The 23,203-nt window shown below is 44.2% G+C and carries 24 protein-coding genes; 13 read left to right on the top strand and 11 right to left on the bottom strand.

Features of this window, described 5'->3' with window-relative positions:
- Positions 1–7: 7 nt before the first annotated feature.
- The 9 genes from IDJ77_RS02135 to IDJ77_RS02095 all read right to left on the bottom strand — a co-directional run bounded on the left by IDJ77_RS02135 (position 8) and on the right by IDJ77_RS02095 (position 9,880).
- Complete coding sequence (locus IDJ77_RS02135) at positions 8–688, bottom strand: alpha/beta hydrolase (protein ID WP_191187270.1); 681 nt, start codon at positions 686–688, stop codon at positions 8–10.
- Positions 689–710: 22 nt separating this feature from the next.
- Positions 711–1,535: a 4,5-DOPA-extradiol-dioxygenase gene (gene ygiD, locus IDJ77_RS02130; protein ID WP_191187269.1), complete on the bottom strand. Its 825-nt coding sequence runs from the start codon at positions 1,533–1,535 to the stop codon at positions 711–713.
- A 57-nt stretch (positions 1,536–1,592) separates the two neighbouring features.
- A complete protein-coding gene (locus IDJ77_RS02125) occupies positions 1,593–2,156 on the bottom strand; it encodes an ester cyclase (RefSeq protein WP_191187268.1) in 564 nt (187 codons plus the stop codon).
- 582 nt (positions 2,157–2,738) lie between these two features.
- Entirely contained in the window at positions 2,739–5,837 is a 3,099-nt protein-coding gene (locus IDJ77_RS02120; protein WP_191187267.1) for an efflux RND transporter permease subunit, read from the bottom strand.
- Positions 5,812–5,976 (bottom strand): hypothetical protein, encoded by a 165-nt coding sequence (locus IDJ77_RS02115; RefSeq protein WP_191187266.1) that lies wholly within the window; start codon positions 5,974–5,976, stop codon positions 5,812–5,814. The genes IDJ77_RS02120 and IDJ77_RS02115 overlap by 26 nt, the downstream gene beginning before the upstream one ends.
- 8 nt (positions 5,977–5,984) lie before the next feature.
- Positions 5,985–7,043, bottom strand: coding sequence for an efflux RND transporter periplasmic adaptor subunit (locus tag IDJ77_RS02110; protein ID WP_191187265.1), 1,059 nt, complete (start codon positions 7,041–7,043; stop codon positions 5,985–5,987).
- On the bottom strand, positions 7,033–8,388 hold the full coding sequence (locus IDJ77_RS02105; protein WP_191187264.1) for a TolC family protein: 1,356 nt from the start codon (positions 8,386–8,388) through the stop codon (positions 7,033–7,035). Before IDJ77_RS02105 ends, IDJ77_RS02110 begins: the two co-directional genes overlap by 11 nt.
- Before the next feature lie 42 nt (positions 8,389–8,430).
- On the bottom strand, positions 8,431–9,435 hold the full coding sequence (locus IDJ77_RS02100; RefSeq protein ID WP_191187263.1) for a DUF6268 family outer membrane beta-barrel protein: 1,005 nt from the start codon (positions 9,433–9,435) through the stop codon (positions 8,431–8,433).
- On the bottom strand, positions 9,419–9,880 hold the full coding sequence (locus IDJ77_RS02095) for a hypothetical protein (protein ID WP_191187262.1): 462 nt from the start codon (positions 9,878–9,880) through the stop codon (positions 9,419–9,421). Before IDJ77_RS02095 ends, IDJ77_RS02100 begins: the two co-directional genes overlap by 17 nt.
- Before the next feature lie 189 nt (positions 9,881–10,069).
- Between IDJ77_RS02095 and IDJ77_RS02090 the strand changes: the two genes are divergently transcribed.
- Both IDJ77_RS02090 and IDJ77_RS02085 read left to right on the top strand, forming a co-directional pair.
- Positions 10,070–11,140 (top strand): sensor histidine kinase, encoded by a 1,071-nt coding sequence (locus IDJ77_RS02090; protein ID WP_191187261.1) that lies wholly within the window; start codon positions 10,070–10,072, stop codon positions 11,138–11,140.
- Positions 11,137–11,862, top strand: coding sequence for a LytR/AlgR family response regulator transcription factor (locus IDJ77_RS02085; RefSeq protein ID WP_191187260.1), 726 nt, complete (start codon positions 11,137–11,139; stop codon positions 11,860–11,862). The genes IDJ77_RS02090 and IDJ77_RS02085 overlap by 4 nt, the downstream gene beginning before the upstream one ends.
- Positions 11,863–12,040: 178 nt before the next feature.
- Here the strand turns inward: IDJ77_RS02085 and IDJ77_RS02080 are convergent, their stop codons facing one another.
- Positions 12,041–14,566, bottom strand: coding sequence for a KAP family P-loop NTPase fold protein (locus IDJ77_RS02080; RefSeq protein WP_191187259.1), 2,526 nt, complete (start codon positions 14,564–14,566; stop codon positions 12,041–12,043).
- Positions 14,567–15,033: 467 nt separating this feature from the next.
- On the opposite strand from IDJ77_RS02080, the gene IDJ77_RS27800 reads away from it, so the two are divergent.
- The 11 genes from IDJ77_RS27800 (at position 15,034) to IDJ77_RS02025 (ending at position 21,620) form a co-directional block, all read left to right on the top strand.
- On the top strand, positions 15,034–15,231 hold the full coding sequence (locus tag IDJ77_RS27800) for a hypothetical protein (RefSeq protein ID WP_262892785.1): 198 nt from the start codon (positions 15,034–15,036) through the stop codon (positions 15,229–15,231).
- Positions 15,232–15,470: 239 nt separating this feature from the next.
- Positions 15,471–16,541, top strand: coding sequence for a DUF932 domain-containing protein (locus tag IDJ77_RS02070; RefSeq protein ID WP_191187258.1), 1,071 nt, complete (start codon positions 15,471–15,473; stop codon positions 16,539–16,541).
- 44 nt (positions 16,542–16,585) lie between these two features.
- Positions 16,586–17,176, top strand: coding sequence for a PRTRC system protein E (locus IDJ77_RS02065; protein WP_191187257.1), 591 nt, complete (start codon positions 16,586–16,588; stop codon positions 17,174–17,176).
- Positions 17,177–17,187: 11 nt separating this feature from the next.
- Positions 17,188–17,406: a PRTRC system protein C gene (locus tag IDJ77_RS02060; protein ID WP_191187256.1), complete on the top strand. Its 219-nt coding sequence runs from the start codon at positions 17,188–17,190 to the stop codon at positions 17,404–17,406.
- Complete coding sequence (locus tag IDJ77_RS02055) at positions 17,406–17,582, top strand: hypothetical protein (protein ID WP_191187255.1); 177 nt, start codon at positions 17,406–17,408, stop codon at positions 17,580–17,582. Before IDJ77_RS02060 ends, IDJ77_RS02055 begins: the two co-directional genes overlap by 1 nt.
- A gap of 17 nt (positions 17,583–17,599) precedes the next feature.
- On the top strand, positions 17,600–18,559 hold the full coding sequence (locus IDJ77_RS02050) for a hypothetical protein (protein ID WP_191187254.1): 960 nt from the start codon (positions 17,600–17,602) through the stop codon (positions 18,557–18,559).
- The gene (locus IDJ77_RS02045; protein ID WP_191187253.1) at positions 18,556–19,275 is read left to right on the top strand and encodes a PRTRC system protein B; all 720 of its coding nucleotides are present in this window, start codon (positions 18,556–18,558) and stop codon (positions 19,273–19,275) included. Before IDJ77_RS02050 ends, IDJ77_RS02045 begins: the two co-directional genes overlap by 4 nt.
- Positions 19,272–20,114 carry a PRTRC system ThiF family protein gene (locus IDJ77_RS02040; RefSeq protein WP_191187252.1) on the top strand — a complete coding sequence of 281 codons (843 nt, stop codon included), beginning with the start codon at positions 19,272–19,274 and terminating at the stop codon, positions 20,112–20,114. Before IDJ77_RS02045 ends, IDJ77_RS02040 begins: the two co-directional genes overlap by 4 nt.
- Before the next feature lie 22 nt (positions 20,115–20,136).
- A complete protein-coding gene (locus IDJ77_RS02035; protein WP_191187251.1) occupies positions 20,137–20,316 on the top strand; it encodes a hypothetical protein in 180 nt (59 codons plus the stop codon).
- A gap of 546 nt (positions 20,317–20,862) precedes the next feature.
- Entirely contained in the window at positions 20,863–21,321 is a 459-nt protein-coding gene (locus IDJ77_RS02030; protein ID WP_191187250.1) for a MauE/DoxX family redox-associated membrane protein, read from the top strand.
- 11 nt (positions 21,322–21,332) lie between these two features.
- Entirely contained in the window at positions 21,333–21,620 is a 288-nt protein-coding gene (locus IDJ77_RS02025; RefSeq protein ID WP_191187249.1) for a hypothetical protein, read from the top strand.
- A 49-nt stretch (positions 21,621–21,669) separates the two neighbouring features.
- Here IDJ77_RS02025 and IDJ77_RS02020 read toward each other — a convergent pair whose 3' ends face one another.
- Positions 21,670–23,163 carry a TlpA family protein disulfide reductase gene (locus IDJ77_RS02020; RefSeq protein WP_191187248.1) on the bottom strand — a complete coding sequence of 498 codons (1,494 nt, stop codon included), beginning with the start codon at positions 23,161–23,163 and terminating at the stop codon, positions 21,670–21,672.
- Positions 23,164–23,203: the final 40 nt, after the last annotated feature.

Here is a 23,203-nt window from a genome sequence, read left to right as displayed (position 1 = left end):
TCGCAATTTAAAGACTTTTTAATAATATCCAATCAACCAGGTCTCCAAGTTCTTTGTCACCCAGGGTATGCACCATATCGTACTCGTTGTAGGTGATATTATTGGTCATCGGTTTTAAGTAGGCAAGGGCGTCATGCGCGTAAGCCAAAGGCAAAACAGGATCATTTTTGCCATGTGCGATAAAAATGGGCAAACTTTGGAGCTCCTCTTTTGATCTGATCAAAGGCTTGACCTCTGGCAGCAATCTGCTGCTCAAAATAAATATACCTGCTAATTTTTTAGGGAAAGTGAGTCCGACACTATAAGACATGATCCCGCCCTGGCTGAAACCACCTAAAAAGACCTTTTTTGAATCAAGATCATATTTGTCGATCAATTGGCTGATAAATGTATTGATCACCAGGCGGCTCTTTTCAGCTTGTTCTGCGTTGATTACCCGCTCTCCATTGTTGAAGCCTAATTCAAACCAAGTGTATTTACCGTTCGAGATCGTATATGGCGCTCTGGCCGAAACGATAACAAAATCAGGTGGGAATCTATTAGCTAACCTGAAAAGGTCTTCTTCATTACTACCGATGCCATGCAATAGCAGGATCAAACCCGGTTTTTTTTGTGACCTTACTGGTTGATGTACTTTATATACGAGCATCAGCTCTTCCCCCTTCAAGGCGTTCGTTTTATTTTCCATTTAAATATTTTCTTAATAATAATTACCCGGCCTGAAAACAGCGCATGCTTAAACTGCCAAACTGATAGCCTTCATAAATGTGTTTGATAGCCTCGTTTTTTTCGATCAATCCCAGCGCATACATCAGCGGCAGGTAGTGGTCATTAGTTGGGATAGACAAACGCGCAGCTGCTCCTGCTTTTTCATAATTGATTAATGCCTCGAAATTCCGGTTTTCTAACTGATTCTTTACAAATTGGTCAAATTCCAGATTCCAATCATAAGGTTTGGCATCAATATCCCGCCAGTCGATCATTCTAAGGTTATGCACGATGTTGCCGCTGCAAAGAATGAGTACACCCTTGCGGCGCAATTCCTTCAACTGTTCGCCCAATTGATAATGGAATGCCGCTGGCTTCGAATAATCCATGCTCATTTCAAATACCGGCACATCGGCATCGGGCCAGATAAATTTTAAAACTGTCCATGCGCCGTGGTCAAGGCCCATATCGTGATCTTCGATTACATCAGTAATCGAAACCATTGACTTTAATTCACGGGCCAGTTCGGGATGGCCCTTTGGTTCGTATCTCACATCAAATAACTCCTTTGAGAAACCGCCAAAGTCATGGATCGTGCGTGGTTTGGGGTTGACGCTGACATACGTCCCAATAGTTTCCCAATGCGCTGATATAACCAATACCGCACTGGGTTTATCCATATTTTTACCAAGTTTCGTAAGCGTTTGCGTAAAATCATTATCCCACAAAGCATTCATGGGATGGCCGTGCCCGATAAACAACATTGGCATCGTTTTTTCCCTAACCGGGAAATTTCCGGCGATATTGGCCAGTTCCTGCAGTTTCATTTTTTTTATCCTTTAAGCAGGCATACTTTCAAAGTATGCCTGCAATATTATATTTGATTACTTGCCTAAACCAATTTGGTCAAGGTAAGCCTTGTTATCCCAGAATAAATGTTCTTCAGTCATTACACCATCTTTCCAGATGCCGATGGTTGCCATTGGTATATTGAATTTTTTGCCGGTCGGCTGGATGAATTTTCCATTGCCTATAGGCATAGGTTTAGTAAAAGTACCTTCGAAAACACCGGTAACAGCCGTAAAATTTCCAGAGCCGAAGCGAATAGGGTGCTGTTTGATGCGAGTATCAGGCGCATAAACAAATAATGCTTTCATATCGTCAACATGTTTAGTCAAACCAGTTGTGATGTGACCATCCGGCCAGAATACTTTAATATCCTTACCATGGCTTTCGTGAAAGCGGGCCCATTGCTGGCCGCTGAATACGGTATAATCTAACGTGTCAAATGTTTTTAAATGTTGTTGAACTAATTTGTCTGCTGCTGTCAGTTGTTTTAACTGTTGCTGCATCTTTGCGATTTCCTGTTTAGATTGTGCTTTTACACCTAAACCCATTGTGCTCACTATTAATAATAGTATCACTGTAGCCTTTGATAACGTTTTCATGTTTTTTATTTTTACTTTGTTCTTTAATTAACATGACAAAGTTGGGGCTAATCGCGCAGCTTCTATTTGATCTATGGTAAGAAATACGCTTGAGCTATGTTAAGATAGAGCAGCCTATCCAGAGAATCTGCCGATGGCAGAGATTGAAGGAAAACTGTTGTAACAGTTTGGTTTACCAGCTGGTTACTTTTAGATTCTCTGATTATGAACACATTATTCCCGCGCAAGCGCTATCACAAACGGAGTATATATTATCGAAATCCGAGATTAAATGAAATTCAACTTTCTATTGAAGGGTATCCGAGAATCGACAAAGTAGTAGGAAAGGGCAATATTCACGCTTGCAGTTCTCCCCGAAATCATCCGGTGGCGAACCTCTACAGCTATCATCTGTAAAGGATTAGTGGGGGAGAATGCGCTAATGATGCGGTCGTTTTTCAGTTCAGACGCAACAACCAGATTCTCTTTACCAAGCATCGCTCAGATTCAAACGAATTTACAGGTGCTGATGGAAAACAGTCACCTTCAGGAGCGCTTATTAGCTTTCAATCGACCATTGTAGACTCAACTGACCGGCCAAAATTATATCGTTTGTTTTTTCCGAAATTTTATAGCCAGTTTATCAATGATCAGGTACATCACCGGAACAACAAACAGCGTCAGGATCATAGAACTGGTCAATCCGCCGACGATCACCCAGGCCATACCGTTCTTGATCTCAGAACCCGCACCACTGGCAATAGCAATAGGGAGCATACCAAAGATCATGGCCAGCGTGGTCATCAGGATCGGCCGTAAACGCTCTTTACCCGCTTCGATCAATGCCTCTTTAACACTCCGTCCTTCCGCTTTAAGCTGGTTGGTAAAATCAACGATCAGGATAGCATTTTTAGACACCAGGCCCAATAGCATGATCACCCCGATGATCGAAAAAATGTTCAGCGTTTCCATGGCAAGCGCCAGGGCCAGCAAAGCGCCGATCAAGGCCACCGGTATAGAGAATAATACCACAAAGGGATAGATCACACTTTCATAGAGCGCAACCATAATGAGGTAAACCAGGACAATAGCAATAATGAGCGCGAGCCCCAGGCTGCCAAAGGCATCTGCCTGGTTCTTTACATCACCAAGATACTCCACGGCGATCCCTTCGGGAAGCTTGATTTTTGCCGCTTTTATTTTGATCTCACTGGCGACCGTGCCGGTTGGCCGGCCGGCAACATTGGCGTTGACCGTAATGGAACCCATCCGGTCGCTTCGCTGTAAAACACTTTCACCCAAGCCGTCCCTGACTTCAGCAAACTGGCTCAGCACAAAAGCCTGGCCGTCATTATTGATGAAAGAAAGATTTCTCAGATCGTTAATATTAGACCGGTCAAAACGATCCAGGCTGATCAGAATGTCATACTCATTGCCAGATTGTTTGAACTTGCTCTTACTGTTGCCACTGAAGGCATTCTGTAAAGCGCCACCAACCTGGCTGGCGTTGATGCCAAGCAAGGTCATTTTATCACGGTTCAACTTCACCTCCACCTGCGGCTTTCTGTCTTTGACCGAAAGCTGTACGAACTTGGTTCCGGGTATGGTTGCCACCATGTTCCGGTACTGCTCGGCCACACTTCGCACGGCTTCCCGGTCTACTCCTTTGATAGCGATCTGTATAGGCGCGGAACTGGCGTTACCGGTGATGGAGGTTGATGATGCGGTCACTTTAACACCGGCAATTGCAGCGCTCAGTTTTTGCTGCATGATGATACCGAACTCATCGGCAGTCATACTGCGCTCTTTGCGGTCTTTCAGGCTCACTGTGAGCTCAGCCCTGTTCGCGTTATTACCGGTACCTACTACACCGCCGCTCACAAACCCGATACTGGAAAAAACCTTTTCAACCTCAGGCTGTGCCATGATCATTTTTTCTACCCGTTGTGTTACCATGTTGGTCTGATAGATGGACGCTGCCGGTTCGAGTTCAAGATTGATCAGTAATTCGCCCTGGTCACTCGACGGAATAAATGACGCGCCGATAAAGCCTTTGCCGACCAGCATAAGCGAGCCGATGATGAGTACAATTACCCCCGACAGCAACCAGCGTTTTTTGTGCAGCATCACCTCCAGCATCTTACCATAGCTTTGTTTCACGATGTCAATCACATGCTCGAAGCCCAGGTTTATACGGCCCCATAGGGTGATTTTCGTCAGGTGCTCCAGCCTGCCGAAGCGGCTGGCCAGCAATGGCGTTACTGTGAATGACACAAACAGGCTCATGAGCGTGGAAATTACCACCACCAGGGAGAACTCCCGCAGTATAGAACCGATCATACCGCCCGACAATGCCAGCGGCAGGAACACCACAACGTCCACCAGCGTGATTGCCATCGCTGTAAAACCGATCTCGTTGCGACCATCCAGCGCGGCCTTCCGGCGTTCAGATCCCATCTCCAGGTGCCGGTAAATATTCTCCAGCACGACAATGGAGTCATCGACCAGGATACCGACTACCAGCGACATGGCCATCAACGTCATCAGGTTGAGGGAGAAACCCAGGAAATACATCGCGATAAAGGTTGGAATGATGGAGGAAGGCAGCGCTATCATCACAAACATGGAACTGCGGAAGCTGTGCAGAAAGGCTAACATCACCACCCCCACAATCACAACGGCCAGGCCAAGGTCTTCCAGTACCGCGTTGGCCGAGCGAAGCGTATAGGTGGACTGATCGCTCGATACCGTAAAGCGAATACCTTGGGCCTTATACTGGCTTTCCAACCGGCTGAACATCGCTTTTACACCTTTACTGACATTCACCGCATTGGCATCTGTCTGTTTGATCACCTGTATACCAACGGATGGTAAACCGTTGATGTGATTAATGGCCGTTACTTTTGCCGTCGCGTCAACCACCTCGGCAATATCCTTCAGATAGATACTGCCACCACCCGGTTGTTGTTTCACAATGAGGTCACGGATCTGGCTGACGGAGGCTACATTGGCATCAAACTGAATAGATACCTGCTGACTCTGGGTTTCAATCCTGCCCGCAGGGAAGGATTTATTCGCGTTATTGATCGCATCACTTACCTGGGTGATGCCCAACCCGTAAGCCCTTAATTTTCCCTGATCAATATTCACCTGTATCTCCCGCTCGTCGCCGCCAATAATGTTGATTTGTCCTACACCGCTCACATTCTGAAGCATGGGGCGAAAGTCATGATCTACCAGGTCATATAATGCTTTGGGCGCAAGCGTTGAAGTGACACCTGTACGAATAACGGGGGTTTCCTCGAGGTTGATCTTATTGACTATTGGGCGGTCAATATCATCCGGCAGGTCATTTTGAGCCTGATCGGCCTTCCGCTGAATGTCTCGCTCGGCCTGGTCCACATCTGTTCCGCTTTTTAGCTGAACGGAAATCTGCGACACGCCTTCCTGCGAGGTTGAACTGATCTTATCCAGGCCTTCTACTGAGGCGAAAGCATCTTCCAGTTTTTTGGTTACGGAAGTTTCGACCTCGGCTGCCGAGGCACCCGGGTACACGGTACTTACAGAGACGGTGGCTAACTCGATATTGGGCAGGAGTTTATAGTTGAGTTTGGAATAGCTCAGCGCGCCGAACAGGAAGAGTACGGTAAAGATAACGATGATAAATAAGGGCCGTTTAACGGCAATCTCTGCTATTGACATGTACCGGTGTTTTAGTTTGTAAAATCGATCGTAGGATCTTTATTTTTAAATAGGTTTGTAAAACGATCAGCAGCAGCATAATGATGCCAACAATAATAGTCGACCGGGATGGCCTGCCTTGTTGATCATTTCCCGTCATACCAGTAATTATTTGGAAATATTCACTGGCGTGCCATCTTTCAAATTGATCTGGCCAGATGTTACTACCTGATCACCGGCTTTCAGGCCGCCGGTCACCGTGATCATACCCTCCATTTCGGCTCCCGTTTGAATGCTTTTCTGCCTGGCAATGCCATTTTCAACTACATAAACCGAGGCATTCTTAATACTTTCCGTCAGTGCCTCACGCGGGATGACCAGCACCCGTTTGGATGTCTTTTCAGAGAAATCGGCATAAACAAAAGTTCCGGAACGCAGTATGGCTTTTTGTGTGTTATCGATCTGTATTTCTACCAGGTAATTATGGGTCTGATCCGCCTGCGGACTGATAAAAGTTACCGTGCCGGTGAACACCTTCCCCGGGTAAACGTCGGTGGTTATTTTAACTTTCTGCCCCTGTACGATCTGATAAACTTCAGTCTCCGTTAGGTTAACCTGCACCTTGGCTTTGGACAGGTTGACGATGGTGGCTATCTCCGCACCTGCGTTTACAAAAACGCCTTCCTCAACCGGCCTGGCAGCTATAATACCGCTGGTGGGTGCCCGGATAGCAGCGTCAGCCAGATTCTTGCGCGCCTGGCTGGCCTGGTTCACGGCATTTGAATAATCCTGACGGATATTGTTTACCTGTTCCTGTGTCGCGGCCTTCCCCTGTAGCAGCTCGGTATAAGTGTTCAGGTCGTTACGCAGTTTGGCTACACTGGTTTCCGCTTTTTGTAACTCCAGCTGCTGGCTCCGGGTATCGGTCATGGCCAGAACCTGTCCTTCGTTAACCTGGTCGCCCAGTTTAAATCGTACCCGCAATAAGGTGCCGCCGGTTTTGGCAAGGGCTTTGGCTTCTTTAAAAGGCGCCAGGTTTCCCGTTTTTACGATACTGATCTCCAGCAACTGTTCTTTGGCGGGAGCTGCCTTAACCGGAATGCGGACCGCGCTGACCGGCACCGGCTTGTTCTTTTCATCCAGTTTCTGCTTGTTGGATGTAAGCCGGAATACAATCAGCGCTACTATCGCTAAAAGGGCTATAAGTACAATATATTTAGTTTTCATGTGCTGATGATAAGCCGCTGTAAAAGGTTTTTAAGGTGCCGCCAGCTTTTTCAAGGTCGATACGGGCCTGGAAGAAGGCGTACAGCGAGTTGAGGTAATTATTTTGTGCTTCTTTTAATGAGTTTTGCGCGTTCAGCCAATCGGTAAGGTTGGTGATCCCTTTCTGTAATTGCAGGTCGGTGGTACTGAGTACCGATTGGGCCAGCGCTATATTACGGCGGTTGTTTTCTACATTGCTTTGTTCTTTAAGTACTTTGGTTCGCGCGTTCTCGTAATCCAGCTGGTATTTGTCATCATCCAGCTTCAAGTTCTCCTGCGCGTTCAGGCGTTTATATTTAGCCTGGCTATATTGGGCATTACGCTTAAAGAAATCAAATAGCGGGATGTTCAGTTTAAGGCCGATCGCCGAATAGGGTGACATACCGGAAAAGGCTGGCCCAAGCCGATCGCCGAAACCGATGAAACCATATTGTGCATAAGCGGTCAGTTTAGGGAGAGCACCCGCCTTGATCCGGCTTTCGTCAATCTCCAGCAGTTTGGCATTTACCTGCGAAATGCGGTAGTCGGTACGGTTATCTGCCGTAAATGGACTGTTAATGGCAAACGTCGAGGTAACAGGCATAAACACATCGCCGGAAGTTGTACTGTCAATGGTCAGTGTATCGTTGATAGGGTAACCCATCTCATACTTGAGCTGATTTTCGGCAAGGGTAAGGTTGCTCTCGGCCACCTGAATCTGTGATTGGGCGTTATTATAGTCAACAGTCACTTTATCCGCATCCTTTTGCAGAGCCGTACCCTTTTTTACCTGAAAGGAGATAATTTCCATTTGACCCTTGTAGGTTTCCTGGTTGGCTTTTAACAGGTTGAGTTGCTCCCGGTAAACGAATATCTGCGAATAAGCCGTACTGATATTATAAATAATGGTTTCGTCGTTCTGGCGTTGGTTCAGATCTGCTTGCTGAACATTGTATTTGTTCGCTTTTAAACCGGTAAGCAATGACTGATCATAAATGGTTTGATCAACGCGTGCCACATGGTTGGTGTTAAACTTCTTGGTAAAAGCAACACGCAGGTCGTTTGGACCGAAGATCCCGGCAGGGATGACCGATACCTGAACCTTTAAGTTATCGTCCAGCGTACTGTTCACGCCGATGCTGGGCAGATAAGCGGCTAATGCCTCTTTGGCTTTGGCATCAGCCATTTTCTTTTCATTGGCGTATATGGCGTTACTCCGGTTATTCTTTAACCCATAGTCAATGCAGGTTTTAAGCGACCAGGAGGACTGGGCGGCTAACCGGCAAGGTAGAAATGCGAGTAATAGAAATATGATATTTTTGTTCATGGTACAACGGGTTAATCCTGCCGCTGGTGTTTTGATTAATGCCTACCGTCTTTTTCTGGCAAAAGGGTTGAACGATAGGCCAATATTGAAATAGGGGGAAGCAGCTGGTTTGGCCTCGAATATTTGATCATTAAAAGATTGCTGCCGGTCAAATATCCTTGCTGAAGGGTTCAACTTCAATCCACCTTTCGCGGTCAGGATAAAGTAATTGAAGAGCAGGTGTTCGTAGATTAAACCGTTATTAATATCCACTTGGCGGAATTCATACGTTTTTCCCGTGTTATCCAGATTATATAAGTAAAAGCTTGTACGGTCAAGTTCAGTTCCAAGGGTTATCCTGCCATTCCGGAACACGTGTTTACGGATGAAAATATTACGGGGCAGGGTAATATCAACTATCAGCCCGTTGTCAAAACGATGTTCGTAGGCTATAATTGGCAGGATAGGTGTTTGTGTGCTTGGATCAAAATTGCCAAGCAAGCCTACGGTCAAACGTGTTTTTGCATTCGATTTCAAGACCATGCTGGCTGTCACCAACCCACGCTTACGCTCGAATTGTTTTTCGCTACCGTCAATGGTAAAAGTTCCGGTAAAGACGGTCGTTTTATTAAACAATCTCGATATCTTGGTTACGTTCAGGGACGAAGCATGGTACTGAAAATTACCGTCAAACGCACTGTTTAAGCCTGATACCGGCTCATCCAAAGCCGCAGTAAGCGATGTTAAGCGATAGCTAAAAGACGCGCCTACGATCCAGCTTCTGGTTTGTATGAAATTGATATTCGCGCTGGCCCTGGCTTGCATAAACTTGGTTATCCTTCCAGCAGGCAAAGCTTCTCCCCTAAGCGTAGAGGTGAAATTAGTAGCTCCGGATCCGGAAAACTCGAAGTTGAAAGTTCTCGTTGACGGAAATTTATTGGCAGCTATGGCGATAAGCCGTTGTGTTAGACTATCTTGCCTGGCCAGGCTGTCCCTGGTCTGGGCTAAACTGGCATTCGCCACCAATAATGCTGCAAATGCAAGCGTAAAATTAATCTTGATTTTCATGTGATTTGATAATATGGATTGCTGATTGAAAAAAGTCGAAGAGGAATATTTTGTCAAATAGGGCGGACAGATCATAGCTGTCGATGAGTTCCTTGAAGAAAGGGGAACGGCTCGTCAAGCCATTCGCGACAAATACCAGCCAAAGTTCAGAGATATTGGTACCTTCAGCCATAACAGGGAAGTTCTGGTCCTTAGTTGCCGGGCAGGTGCTGAAACGCGATGGCAACTGCAGATCACAAAAGGCAATCCCCGTTTTAACACCCGCATCTTCCATAATATAAATGGGGTGACGGTGCCAGTCAGCGATACGCATAGCCGGACGATAACATTGCGTGAAGTGGCACAAATAGGCCAATTCCGTAAATTGACCGCAAGATTGTTCTGCGTCCAGGCCCGGTAAGGATGACAGTTTTTCTGTTAATATTTGAACTATTTCCCGATTCATTTCATATCCGTTTAGCCCAAAGAAAAGCACATTAGCCACGCAGAATTTGGTTTTTATACTAAACCCCCTGTTTTTTATACAAGACGCCAGTATTTCAGAAATTTTGGTATAAAAAAGGAGCCCATTGGTATAAATTCCGGAGATACATAAACTGCAATAGCCTAATTTTGAATTCAAATAATATTATACATGAAGGAATACGCTGAAACATCAAATAATGAGCAGGTCATTTATCTGCTGATCGATAAGCGCTATCGCCTTGTCAGGCATACCGTATTTATCATCGGGCTTTTGCTTTTTGTATTGGGTTCAAAAAGATTGAATGATTATAGTGGACTGGCCAGGTACGGCAGGATGATGTCTGTTTACCTGGGTTTTCTGGCCATGTTTTACATCAATATGTATGTGCTTATTCCCAAATTCTTTTTTAAGGCTAAGTACGTGCTGTATTTGTTATTACTGATCGTCATGGTGATTACCGGACTGGGCTTTATTTCCTTGGTGATGAATAAATTCTTTGGTGATCCTGTAGTAGCAGCTAATAACAAAGATGATATGGGATTTTATTCCGGTACACTTGTATCTGCGGCCATTATTTTAGTGACGACCAGTATGAAACTTTTTGTCAGATGGATTAAAGATCATAAGCGGATGACAGAATTGAAGAACCTGACTTTGAGCATGGAGCTTAATGAACTGAAAAACCAAATCAATCCGCATTTCTTGTTTAACATGTTGAATAACGTCAAGGCCCTGATCCGTATTGATCCGGAAAAAGCCACTATGGTCATTATGAAACTATCCGAATTCCTGCGATACCAGCTTTATGAAAACGGAGACCAAAAAACATCGCTGAAATCAGAACTTGACTTTCTTTCTAATCTGGCAGAATTGGAAAATATCCGACGGGATAAGTTGACTATTACTATTGAAGTTGCCATCCACCCGGAGCGCCTGAAAACAATTTTTCTGCCGCCCAACCTATTTACGACATTCCTGGAAAATGCCATTAAATACAGTGTGGATATAGCAGAAAAGCCGGAATATATTCGTTTAGATATCTCGGTTAGCGCGGAAAATCTTAATTTCAGGTGTGTCAATTCCAGGGCGGCGGATATTTGGAAGGGCGATCGTCAAAATAGCGGGCTTGGATTGCCCAACATTAAAAGACGGCTGGAGCTTTTATATCAGGAAAATTTTAGGCTGAAGACCTCTTCAACGAATGAAGCATATTTTGTAGATTTAACGATACCCTTATGAACTGTATCATTATAGATGACGAACCGTTGGCCAGGAACGAAATGGAAACCCTGATCAAAGAGGTTTCATCAGTTGAGGTGTTAAAGAAATTTTCCAATGCATTTGCAGCGATGGAATACGTGCATGCAAACAAAGTCGACCTCCTTTTTCTGGATATTGAGATGCCGGGACTTAGCGGTGTTGATTTCGCAGCCAGCCTTCCCGGAAAATCCCTCACCATTTTTACAACGGCCTTTCCCCAGTATGCGCTGAGAAGTTACGAACTTGAAGCGATCGACTATTTATTGAAACCCATTGATAAGGCTCGCCTGGAGAAAGCGATCCGTAAAGCGGAATTGTACTGTAAGATGTTGGCTGATGATACCTCAAAAGATATAGTAGAGAATAACACGAACGAATACTTCTTTATTAAATCGGAACGCAAGACCTACAAGCTTAATTTTACGGATATCCTTTACATTGAAGGACTGAAAGATTATGTGGTCATCTACACGCAAAATCAAAAATTGATTACTGCTATGAATCTTAGAACCATCCATCAAAAAATACCGCAAAGTTTATTTTTTAGAGTTAGCAAGTCGTTTTTGGTAAATATGGAACGGGTTACTTCATTTGATAGCCATGCTGTATATATCGGAGAAACGGAAATCCCGCTTGGCGAAATTTACCGAAATGATTTCGTCAAAAAATATATAGACGGAAATCTTAACACGGGTCATTAAAGATGCCGGGCCCGTCGCGCACGTAATGACAAAAAGACTCCCTTCGGGCCAGGCTCATACGCTGTATCGGCCACGCAGGATGCCGCTTCTATCCCGTGATGCGAAAAACTAACTTTCGAAACACCATCTAAGGGCTTTACAGATATCGAAATCTAATCTAATACACTCCGTATTAAACTCAATCATCGTCCTCATTCCGCTCGGGTTTTAAAGCCGTTTTGAATTCATACTCCGCCCAATTGTTGAATCCCTTTTCTTTACACGCCTCGAAAAATGCCAGGAAATCAGCTTTTATTGCTGGCTCAACCTTTGTGTTTGCGGTAATAATTTCCTTGTATTCATCTGGCGTAGTAAATATTGTCAGCAATTCCGGATGAATGGCGACTAATTCTTTTTCGCGCATATCGTATTTAATACCAAACTTTAGAAATTGGAACGGGTCCTGCTCCGCCAGGGCAGCTTTAACGACCGGAATAACCGGCGGCTCAAATTGGAAATGTTTCGTCACATATCCCGGCTTTCCCGGTGCGGGTTCCGTGTAATCATGCCGTATACCCCAAAACATCCATGTGCCATCCCTGCTTAAGCCCTTTTCAGCGATATGCGCCTTGAAGTAGTGGGTCTGAAAGTCTATCAGGGCCGTGGTCGGAACACCTATTTCTTTTTGATCGTGTTTAATGTGGTAAATAACTTCGGCAGGAAATACATACGGACTTTCTGCGCCTGCAAATAAGCTTTCTACAAAAAGACGATAGGCGCTTTCATCTTTCTTATAATATTGTTTTTCAATCCGGTGATCATAATTATAAAGCAGATCGGTAAACGCATCGTAATCGAAGGAGCGACGCCCTTTTTCTCTCACGTACCTGGTTCCCAGGTAAAAAAGGGATGACACCTTCAGTTCAAAATCTATCCTTGTTTTCGGTTTTTCCTGAAAAATTCGCGTGGAAAGTTCATTGAGCAGCCTATCCTCCGCACATTGATCCACCAAATTTTTTACGCCCAAAATGCCGCGCTGCCATGCATCCTGGAATAGTTTTTCAGATATGTCCCGGTTACTTAATCTATAGCGGAAATAACGTTCAAAAAACATGGGGTAAATGATCGCATTTTTTGCCTTAGCTGAGCGGTTGAATTTGAAAAACAGGTTATTCAGAAGGCCGCAAATCAGGGTAATCTCGCTTTCTGTGTATTGTTGCTCTTCCCGCAGCGTACGGCCAATTATCGGCAGTTCCTCTTTTTCCACCAGGTAAGTCCTCAATTCATAATATTCTTCGTGCGATGACCTGGATGGCTTATCCCTGATAAAATCGTTTCGCCGTTCAAATAGCCTGTCATAAATTAATGGAAATCGGAATTTGAGCAGTTCCAAAACAAAAAGGCTCTCAAACATGACCTCTTTCCCTAAAAACTGGTAGGCGATCTTAAAATTATTGATGAATTTAATGACATCTCTAGTTTGCCGGAAAATCGTTTCAAACGCAAAATTAAATTGATTGCGAAATCCTGTTTCGAGGATATGGCTCCGGTACGCTTCCATATGATCGGAAGTGATAAAACTTTCCAGTAGATTTTCCAGTACCCGAAGCAGGTCTTCATTTTCTCTTTTGGGTAAAGGGATCTCCAGCTGGATTATCTTGTCCAGGTAGCTGCTGGAGACATTAGCGTTCATAGATTTGATAGACTCCTGGATATAACTCCTTTCGTAGGCAACGAGATAAAAAATATTGGTAAAGTTCGCTGTGTTCCGAATCAACCGCATCACTTCCATGACTTCATCCTTGTAAAGCCTGTCAAGATCGTCTATCGTTACGATTATTTTTTTACCGGATTTTTCCAATAACTGATTAATCCGCTCATAGTCATCAATATAATTCCCAATACTGAACAACCGGCCGGCAAAACCGATCTGACGAACGAGCTTCTCTGCCGAACTGTCTACACGGCTAAGTTTCCGGGAATATTCAAGGACTAATCCAGCAACCTGTGGGTTAAGTGTATACAACCTGCTGGCCAAGAGGTCAAAAAAGTCTTTTTGAATATTTGGCGTTCCTTCAGCGCTCCATGGATTGAAATCTACGATCTCTGATTTTTTTTGATCAACGTAACTCTTGATCAAATTGATAAAAGATGTTTTCCCACTGCCGTACTCTCCCAGAATGCCGATAGCAAATGATTTGCTATTGGCGGTCCTGCCAATTCTTACTGCAATTTCCCGTGCAACTTCCTTTCTGTTAAAGCTATCCTCATCAGCAGAAACTATAGCCAAATCTTCAATAAAGCCGTTGTTGTTAACCCCGGCAATCTCAATCCTCCTTACTGGGATAAAAGTAAAGACTGCAGGAATGATTAATGCAGCAACAATAAGATCCCACTCACGCATTCCCGGGATTAGGCGCATATGTCCAAAGTCCCATAGTGGCTGATTTAGCTGCAATACATAAAAAAATGCAGTGAAAATCGCTATCCGCCGCAGATATCCTTTGTCACCAAACAAGTATAGCCAGGCACCAGCCAACACCGCAAGCACCAACAAGACCAACTCATTCAGGATCGAATTAGAGAATGCTGAAATTAAAGGCTTGACTACCAGTTTATTTAGTAACTCGTTAATGGGACCGATAAAGAAGAGTAAAAAACCAATACAACACGAAATCCAAAGTACAGCCGGGAGTCGCTTTTTGATGTCCGCTATGAAGCTCATTTAATATTTGTTTTTAGGTCTGCATTCCGGGTGAACCGGATTATTAGCGAAGTAAAAATACAAAGATGAGCACCATTGCCCTATAGTAATTACCAACATATTAAGTGTAGGCTGCTGCTAAAGCGCTATGGGCATGAGTGAAAGGAGAACCATTACACCGATTGGGCAACTCATCGCCTGCGGCTCCAATGGCATTTTTTTATTTAATCCATTTTATTTTTAGGCGAAACGGGTAAAAAGCGCAGCTAATATCTTGCCGGATATAACGGTTGGTTTGACAAAAGACTACCGCATAAACGGCTGCCTCCCCAAAGGGTCCCCTCCAATTATTCAGTTTCCTTTTGCCTCGTTTACCGGCACTTCCTATTGCTTTCTTTTTTCCCTTTTTCTTTTAAAAATAATCAATCAGGGCATCGGGGCGAAAGAAGAACAATAAACAAAAATTTATTCATTAAAAAATCAAAAGTATGTTATTCACAGGAAGACTAACAGGAAACGCAGAAGTAAAAACGGTTTCGGAAAACAAATCCCTTATCAATTTTATCGTAGCCATTAACCAAAATGGAAAAACAAAGCAGGCGAAAAAAAGGAAAAAGCCGTATTCGTTGATTGCACCTACTGGCGCAATACTGGACTTGCCGAATACCTCAGCAAAGGCGCAGTAGTTGAAATTTTGGGATGGGTGGAAGCGCAAGCCTATCAAAGCCAAACCAAAGGGTTACAGTCGAGGCTGATTTGCACTTGCGATACCATTAAGCTATTCAGCCCGATGGCTAAAAGCGCAGACCCTGCCGAAGGCAAGGAGAAAAAGACGGTAACCGCAGGTGCAGGTCAAGACGACGACGACCTGCCATTTTAATCCCATTCCCATTCATTTTTTATTCAAAAGCAAAATCTTAACATCATGGCACACAACTTGAATTTCAACGAAGCAAATAACGAATTCAGCTTTTTTAGCGTAAAGGAAAGAGCATGGCACGGTTTAGGTAAAATCGTAGACCAATATCCCACAAGCGCACAGGCGATTAAATACGCAGGACTTGATTACCATGTAGAAAAACGCCCCCTGTTTACCTATGATACCGAAAATCATACAGGCGACCGCAACACGGATATTTTGATCCCAGAAATCGAAGTACCAAATTACTTTGCAACCATCCGCACCGATACCGAACAGGTTTTAGGGGTAGTGGGCAAAGATTATGAAGTCGTACAGAATGTAAACGCATTCGAGTTTTTTGATGCCATCGTCGGCGGGGGAGAGGGCATACTTTACGAAACGGCAGGGGCATTGGGTAAAGGCGAACGCATATTTATTACCGCCAAACTACCGGGCTACATCCGTGTTGGCAAGGACGATTTTATTGAAAAATATCTTTTTCTGACTACCTCCCACGATGGTTTTGGAAGCATAACCGCAGCCTTTACCCCCGTAAGAATTGTGTGTAACAACACGCTTAACGCTGCCATGCGTAACCATTCGGGCGGCATTAAAATCCGTCATACCGCATCTGCCAACGACCGATTGAAACAGGCGCATACACTCATGGGTATCAGTAACACAATGGCTGGCGAAATGCAGGAAATCTTCAATCATTGGTCAACCGTCCGCATCACTGATAAGGAGGTGAAGAAACTAATACAAGTTGCTATGGTGCCAAATAAAGAGGTACTAAACAACCTGATGGCAGGTAAAACCGATGAACTGTCAACTGCCTACACCAACATGGTAGACAAGGTTTACGAATATGCCATGAGCAGCCCGACACAGCAAATGGAAACGACTGCGGGGACTTTGTTCGGTGCTTATAATTCGGTGACTGGCTATTTTCAAAATGTACGAAACTACAGGGACGGTGAAGCCAAATTTAAATCCATCATCGAGGGAACAGCCAAACAAAGAGCGCAAACTGCCTTTGACCTGTGCCTCGATTTCTCCAAACACCTTAACGAAAGTTTCCTGCAATTCAATTAATCATCCAAAAGGGGGAGCAATCCCCCTTTATTAAATCATTAATCATGACAACGAACTTTTTTCAAAATATAGCAAGCCTGAACCTGCAAGGGGTTTGGAAATTGGCCATCACCACAGATGATAAAGGCAATTTTATTGTATCTCAGTTATTCAATACCACCTGCGGGGATAAGGCAGTAAACCTTATTGTACCGCTTACCCTTTCCGGCACAGCCGAGGATTTAGACGAGGGCTTTTTTGACAAGGTAACCGAACCGACCTTAAAAAACGCAGGACTGCAAACCAATATGGAAGCCCATTTGAAAAGTGTAGAGGTAGCTAAAGCAGCCTCCAAACTGGAGCAGGATAAGAAGAACAAGGAAAAAACGCAAACCACCGCAACAGCTACTAAAAAAACCGACGATGTGGAACTGCCTGAACCTAAAATCAGCAAAGAGGATAAGAAAAAAGCCTACGATGAAGCGATGGAGAAGGTAACCGAACTGATTAAAAAGTTGAAATTTTCCGAAGCTTTAACCATCCTGCCAACCATCGAAGACCACCCTAACAAGGAGAATGAATTGAAGAAGAAACGCCAGTATTTGGAACAACAAGCCAACCTCTATGAAAAAGCATTGATAAATTTTAACGCCTAATTCCCATAGCCATGATAGCCACAAAATTATTACCACGGGTTTTTATCCATACAGAAAACGGTCAAAAAATACGGCTGACCGACCCTAACGAGGACTTTAGCCCCGAAGCGGTTTGCAACCATTTTGCTAACCTCTACGCCATCCTGACCACCGCCAAGATTGTCGGACCTGAGTTCAAAGACGACTTTAGAGAATACGAATTTGTATCCACCATAGGCACGAAAGGTTAATGATGAAAACAGGAACAGCAGACAGATTAGTAGAAAAACGAAACCCGCAGCAATGGAAACTATATCAGCAAATCGCACACTTCGCAAAAGACCTCGACAGGTTATCCGATGCGCAGGAAGTAAGGCAAAACCCGCCACGCTCCGCACCGCAGCAACTGTTACCGATGGTTTTTTAAGGCACAGCTTTACGCCGATGTACGCACCTGCGCAAGACCTGCCGGATCGTTCAGCCACAGAACGGGATTTTTTTAAATCCCGTTCTTACCTCGAAAAGCACTATGGTTTGGAACTGACTGATTATCGTTCCCTGCCATACCCGTATAATTTGCTGATGGCTGAAAAGGAATTGCACCGTAAACTCCGAGTGAAAGACAAATACCGGCATCTAAAAATTATGGAGCAGGAGAATAGCGAAATATGCCTGACCATAGAAGAAACTTTTGACGAAGAGTTTTGCCTGTACTATATCCCCGTTATGCCAATTTACCAGTTATGGCAAAACGAAGCGTATGTACCTTGTGCCGAACTGTTGACCGCTGTTTGCGCTTACCTCTATGCCGAGGCGGGTATTTCCTATTACAGGGATGAGGACACGTATATGTATTGCAATTACGAAGCCTTGGAAGAATGGATTAGCGATGATTGGGGAGACGGCGAGGAAGATGAATACGCACACGAAAAATCAGCCCTCGAAAACGCGAAGATACAAGGCGATTTTATACAGGCTAAAATGATGGAAACAGGTTTTCGCCAAAGTCTGGACAGCCTCATCGCCAATTTCAACGCCGTAAGTGAATTTGAAAAGGATTGCCTCGCAGTCGCTCAAACCTGCCTGAAATTAGGACAAGAATTCCCCAATGCAAACTTGTTTAGGCATGCCAGTTTACAGGATTACGAGGTCGAGGATTACGAAGATAATTACGTGGGGATGCACGAATATATTTCCTTTATCGGGAGCATTAATGATAACCTGAGCGAACGCTTGAAAAGCATGGTGAACGATGATTTTAACGAGCGAGCCCGATACCAGGAACCCGAAATAACCACCATTTTTAATGAAGCCCAACCCGCCTATACGAATGAATTAGCCTATGAGCAACGGGCATTCGGACTGATAGATGATTTATGTACCCTTTTATACCGCAAGCCATGAAAGAATTAACAGGCACGTTCGGAAATCTATACGAACCTATAAAAGCCTTAATTATCCTGCGCAAGACAGGCGAGCAGCACCAATCAGATTACTATATCGAAAGCTACGACATGGACGGGAAAGGTTACCCGATTAATGGGCATCCCTTATCTGTCAAAGAATGCAATAGCTTGGCTAAAGCCCTACAGCTGAACGAGAAGAAAGCGCAGGGATTCTTAACGCCTAAAGGTTTAATGCCACAAAATGTTTTGCACCTCAACAGCGGTGCTAACGGTTATGTGATTTGGCATACGCCACCGCAAGCCGTCAAGCTATTGTTTACCGAAAATTTGGGCATCCCCTCGGCAGCGGCAAACATTCCTGCATTGGTATGGAAAGCCGGAAAAGGTAGCTTGCAAATATTCGCAGTAGATGCCAAAGAATTTAAGGAAACGACACCGCTATATTATGCTCCTTTTTTCAATCTCTACAATGATGGCAGGGTTTGTATGGGTAACGTGCGCATCCGCATCCCGAACGACTGCGGCTTGGAACAATTTATGGAACTATGGCAGGACTATTTTTTTAATAGCTATTTCAGCCACTTAATAGGAGGGCATGAACCCATCAAAGGCAATATTGTGCAGTTGTGGCAACAACTGACCACCACCGCCGAACCGTTCCCGGCCAACGTACTCAACGCTACCAAATACCAACTCAAAAACTTAATCAGATGAAAACTTTAACCACAGTTCATATTACCGATAATTATTTAGTCAACCCGACCAATCCGATTACCGTTAACCTCATAGGGGCGGGGGGAACGGGTAGCCAAATGCTGACTTGCCTTGCCCGTATGAACCAAGCCATGCTTGCCTTGGATTATCCGGGCTTGATCGTTACCGTTTACGATGATGATACCGTAAGCCCCGCCAACCTCGGAAGGCAACTGTTTGCGGAAGCGGAAATAGGCCTGCACAAAAGTGTCGCCCTGGTAAACCGCATTAACCGCTTTTTCGGCACGAATTGGAAAGCGGTCAATAAACGGTACGATAACGACACCTGCCGCTATCTTTCTGACAGCGGCAAAGCCAATCTGTATATTACCTGCGTGGATAATGCAGCCGCCCGTTTTGAGATTGCTGAAATATTAGGCGCATACAAAAGCTATCGTAGCTACGAGCGTAATAAACCGCTCTACTGGATGGATTTAGGTAACAGCAGGGACACAGGACAAGTATTATTGTCAACAATCGGGGAACTCAAACAACCCACCTCGGAGAAATTTGCGCCCGTGGGAAACCTGCCCTTTGTGACCGAGACTTTTAAAGGTTTACTGGAAACTGCAGATGCAACCGATGATACGCCAAGCTGCTCTTTAGCCGAAGCCCTGACCAAACAGGATTTGTTTATCAACTCTACTTTAGCTAACATGGGGGCTTCCCTTTTATGGGCTTTATTTCGGGAAGGCATCCTATTGAACCGTGGGTTTTTCATGAACCTCCACGACTTCAGGACACAGCCCCTGAAAGTGGTTGATGACAAACCTGAAATCGCAAAACAAGCCGCCGCTTAATGCGGCTTTTAAACCAACATTCATGGAAATTACAGATTTAAAAGGCAAGGCGATACAAGTTACGGATTTGGATTTAGCCATCTTACAGGCGGATGATTACCGCCATTACCGTCATGCCAACCCCGCCTATGCCGCGCAGGACGAGGCTTTACAAGCTTATTGGCAGGATGTCTATGAAAAGTTAATCTCGTTGAAATCTTAAAAAAATCGCGCCGCCCTGCCACTTGCTGCTTTCATCCGCAACAGGCAGGACGGCGTGTTGGGTGGCCTGAATTTCAGCAAATCAAGCCGCCGTCCGGCCACCTCGCTTTGCTGAAAAACAGGCCTGTTTTAATTTTAAGATGATGGTGCAACTACAAAAAGGTTTGCGCTGAACGCCCGTGAGAGGCGGTTATCCGTCTTCATTAATCGTAGGGGTGTCAGGGTAGTAAATAAAGTAGTTGTTTTTTTAAAATGATACGACGAAACAGGGGGGCAATGTACGGCTTGAACCGATTTATGCAGAAAAAAGCAGAATTCTTTTGCCATTTACCCTCATTAAGCACCACCATTTTACTACTGTTTTAGTGCTTTGGGTTGTAGTTACTTTGTGATAGATAATCACAAAGATCATTTAACCCCTTATCTCCCCAGGAGGTAATACAAAGAAAGGACGCGGTGACAAAGAGTAAACTCATCCATGCGGGTTACGTACCTGCTAACGGCATCAGCCATCTTGTATTCCTAATGTCCATCATTATCCTCGTTTATGGAAAGTCGTATTATAATGAAGCGCCGGTTTGCCTCAACGGAACCAACTAAGGAATGGTTAATTACTGGCATTCGCCTGGTTTGCATGTTTCTATTCCTGTATACCGCCTATGCCAAACTGGTCGATCATGACCGGTTTCTTAAAGGCCTGTCCGGGGTGCATCTGATCAGCGGCCTGGCTGTTTTTATTTCCTGGTTCGTTCCGCTGATCGAAATACTGACCTTTATTTTATTGCTGATCCCCTATACGGCAAAATCGGGATTATACCTCTTCCTGGCGATGATGGTCGTTTTCACCGGTTACATCTCCGGAGTGCTGCTCTGGGCAAAAATAATCCCTTGCCACTGTGGCGGTGTCATCGAAAACTTAAGCTGGACGCAGCATTTATGGTTTAACCTCGCCTTTATCGGGCTGGCCATCATCGCGCTCCGGCTACACAAATCAAATAATCAATAAAAACACACAACATGAAAAACTTCAAACAAATCGCTTTAGGCCTCTTAGTAGGCGCTATGGCCATCGGGTTCAGTTCTTTTACAACTGCTAAAAAGTTTACTTCGGTAACTTATTACCAGTTGAGCCAGGATAATTATACCAAATTAACCAGCCCAACCGGCAATTGTGATCCGGCTCAGCCGAAAACTCATGCCTGCACCATAACCTATGCAAGTGATCCCGGTGTGGCTTCGTTTACTTATTCCGCAAGGCCGTCCGGCGGGTCAGAATCTGCATCAAAACAAATTTGGGCGGAATAATTAAGTTGTAATCACATAGGAGCAGTTAGTTTGCTCCTATGTGATTTTTTTAAAGATGTGTTCGAATTAACTCGTCTAACGCTAAAAGGGATTTCTCATCTGTGATTCTAACCGGGCTTGAAGTAATGATACTACTATTCTTGTCTACCAATAATAGTTGCGGGAATGACTGGTAATTATAAAAATCAAGCATAGGATGACGGTAGCCCATACCGTTTGTATGTAAATTAAGTTCCTCTTGGGATGAATAAATACCCTTGTCCAAACCCATCTTCCAAAGCTTCCTGTTGTAATCTACGTTTACGCTAATGAACACAACGTTGGGATTGTTTTTGTATCGCTCCCTGATCGGTTGTAATTCTTTTTCTTCCATGGCACAACCACTGCATCCATAGAACCAGAACTTGCAAATCATGACCTTGCCCTTGAAATCATCTAAAGTATAATATCTTCCATCATAACTTTGCAGTTTAAATGGATAAGCCCTGTTCCCGTTCGTTTTTGAATGTAGTAAGCCTGTTAAAATGTTTTGGTACGGATAATCAGTCACCTCGCCAATAATAGATCGAAGATCCGATGGCGCTGTGTAGGATTGATTAAAAAAGGACATGAAAAATACGGTAAGGATCTTTTGTCTCAGCAGGCCGGAATAATTGCTGCTGATGGCTTTAAACGTTCGTTCGAACCGGTCTTGTTTGAAATTACTGGTATCACTGTGCAGCCCGTTCCATGCCCGCTCTAATTCGATAAGATAAGGTGCATATGAAATAGAATTGGTGATCAAGGAGGAATCTACCGGGGGCTTGTTTTTTTGATAACGTTCATTGATGGCCGTCACTGCCAGGTTTTCTTCTGTTTGGCTATAGGTTTTATTCTGTATGATTACGCTCAATGAAGTAATATAGCCGCGGTTAAGCTCGCTATAGCTATTGATTTTAAGTATGGCTAACAGGTCTGGCGGTAATTGCTGTTGATATTTTAAAAGGATGCGGTCAAGATCCTTCAAAATGGAATCCCGTTTAAAAATCAAATAGTTAACAATGCCGGTATCGCTATTGTGAAATGGCTTGGTTCCGTTTACCGGAACATTTGCCTTTTTTAATTCAACCTGACAGGTATACAAGACTTCGTTGTTTGATTTAAAATGGAAATCATCTTTCCTTTTGATATCAAAGTAAAGGCTATCGCCGGGCCGGGCTAAGGTCAATCCAACCCAGCTATCCACCGGAAATCCTTTAAAGCCGAAATAGACAAAATCGGCTTTCGGCTTGATTTTTACCATAAATGTGTTGGCTGATACCTTTACCTGATAGGTCTGGTTTACATTGGAATCAATGCCGAGGATATTTCTATAAACTTCAAGACTAAAATTATCAGGAAGCGCTTTTCTTATTTCAGGTGTCCACTTGCCGTAAATGACAATTTCCTTACGGGGCTGTCCAGAAACAGTTGACAGACTTGTAAATCCTGTAATAAGTATCAGGACATATTTTAACAGTTGAGGATAATAAAACCAGTAGGTCTTGTTTTTTGAAATGTTCATCTTGTTTTAATGTAGTTTTATATTATTATGATGTGCTCAT

Origin of the sequence: Mucilaginibacter pankratovii, assembly GCF_014773265.1 — a bacterium.
In the GTDB taxonomy this organism is placed as follows: Bacteria; Bacteroidota; Bacteroidia; order Sphingobacteriales; family Sphingobacteriaceae; genus Mucilaginibacter; species Mucilaginibacter pankratovii.
Note: the sequence above shows the minus strand (reverse complement) of the source record. Positions and strands in the feature narration are given on the sequence as shown.

Coding starts and splice junctions, on each gene's coding strand:
- IDJ77_RS02135 (WP_191187270.1), bottom strand. CDS start 688: ATGGAAAATAAAACGAACGCCTTGAAGGGGGAAGAGCTGATGCTCGTA.
- ygiD (WP_191187269.1), bottom strand. CDS start 1,535: ATGAAACTGCAGGAACTGGCCAATATCGCCGGAAATTTCCCGGTTAGG.
- IDJ77_RS02125 (WP_191187268.1), bottom strand. CDS start 2,156: ATGAAAACGTTATCAAAGGCTACAGTGATACTATTATTAATAGTGAGC.
- IDJ77_RS02120 (WP_191187267.1), bottom strand. CDS start 5,837: ATGTCAATAGCAGAGATTGCCGTTAAACGGCCCTTATTTATCATCGTT.
- IDJ77_RS02115 (WP_191187266.1), bottom strand. CDS start 5,976: ATGACGGGAAATGATCAACAAGGCAGGCCATCCCGGTCGACTATTATT.
- IDJ77_RS02110 (WP_191187265.1), bottom strand. CDS start 7,043: ATGAAAACTAAATATATTGTACTTATAGCCCTTTTAGCGATAGTAGCG.
- IDJ77_RS02105 (WP_191187264.1), bottom strand. CDS start 8,388: ATGAACAAAAATATCATATTTCTATTACTCGCATTTCTACCTTGCCGG.
- IDJ77_RS02100 (WP_191187263.1), bottom strand. CDS start 9,435: ATGAAAATCAAGATTAATTTTACGCTTGCATTTGCAGCATTATTGGTG.
- IDJ77_RS02095 (WP_191187262.1), bottom strand. CDS start 9,880: ATGAATCGGGAAATAGTTCAAATATTAACAGAAAAACTGTCATCCTTA.
- IDJ77_RS02090 (WP_191187261.1), top strand. CDS start 10,070: ATGAAGGAATACGCTGAAACATCAAATAATGAGCAGGTCATTTATCTG.
- IDJ77_RS02085 (WP_191187260.1), top strand. CDS start 11,137: ATGAACTGTATCATTATAGATGACGAACCGTTGGCCAGGAACGAAATG.
- IDJ77_RS02080 (WP_191187259.1), bottom strand. CDS start 14,566: ATGAGCTTCATAGCGGACATCAAAAAGCGACTCCCGGCTGTACTTTGG.
- IDJ77_RS27800 (WP_262892785.1), top strand. CDS start 15,034: ATGTTATTCACAGGAAGACTAACAGGAAACGCAGAAGTAAAAACGGTT.
- IDJ77_RS02070 (WP_191187258.1), top strand. CDS start 15,471: ATGGCACACAACTTGAATTTCAACGAAGCAAATAACGAATTCAGCTTT.
- IDJ77_RS02065 (WP_191187257.1), top strand. CDS start 16,586: ATGACAACGAACTTTTTTCAAAATATAGCAAGCCTGAACCTGCAAGGG.
- IDJ77_RS02060 (WP_191187256.1), top strand. CDS start 17,188: ATGATAGCCACAAAATTATTACCACGGGTTTTTATCCATACAGAAAAC.
- IDJ77_RS02055 (WP_191187255.1), top strand. CDS start 17,406: ATGATGAAAACAGGAACAGCAGACAGATTAGTAGAAAAACGAAACCCG.
- IDJ77_RS02050 (WP_191187254.1), top strand. CDS start 17,600: ATGTACGCACCTGCGCAAGACCTGCCGGATCGTTCAGCCACAGAACGG.
- IDJ77_RS02045 (WP_191187253.1), top strand. CDS start 18,556: ATGAAAGAATTAACAGGCACGTTCGGAAATCTATACGAACCTATAAAA.
- IDJ77_RS02040 (WP_191187252.1), top strand. CDS start 19,272: ATGAAAACTTTAACCACAGTTCATATTACCGATAATTATTTAGTCAAC.
- IDJ77_RS02035 (WP_191187251.1), top strand. CDS start 20,137: ATGGAAATTACAGATTTAAAAGGCAAGGCGATACAAGTTACGGATTTG.
- IDJ77_RS02030 (WP_191187250.1), top strand. CDS start 20,863: ATGGAAAGTCGTATTATAATGAAGCGCCGGTTTGCCTCAACGGAACCA.
- IDJ77_RS02025 (WP_191187249.1), top strand. CDS start 21,333: ATGAAAAACTTCAAACAAATCGCTTTAGGCCTCTTAGTAGGCGCTATG.
- IDJ77_RS02020 (WP_191187248.1), bottom strand. CDS start 23,163: ATGAACATTTCAAAAAACAAGACCTACTGGTTTTATTATCCTCAACTG.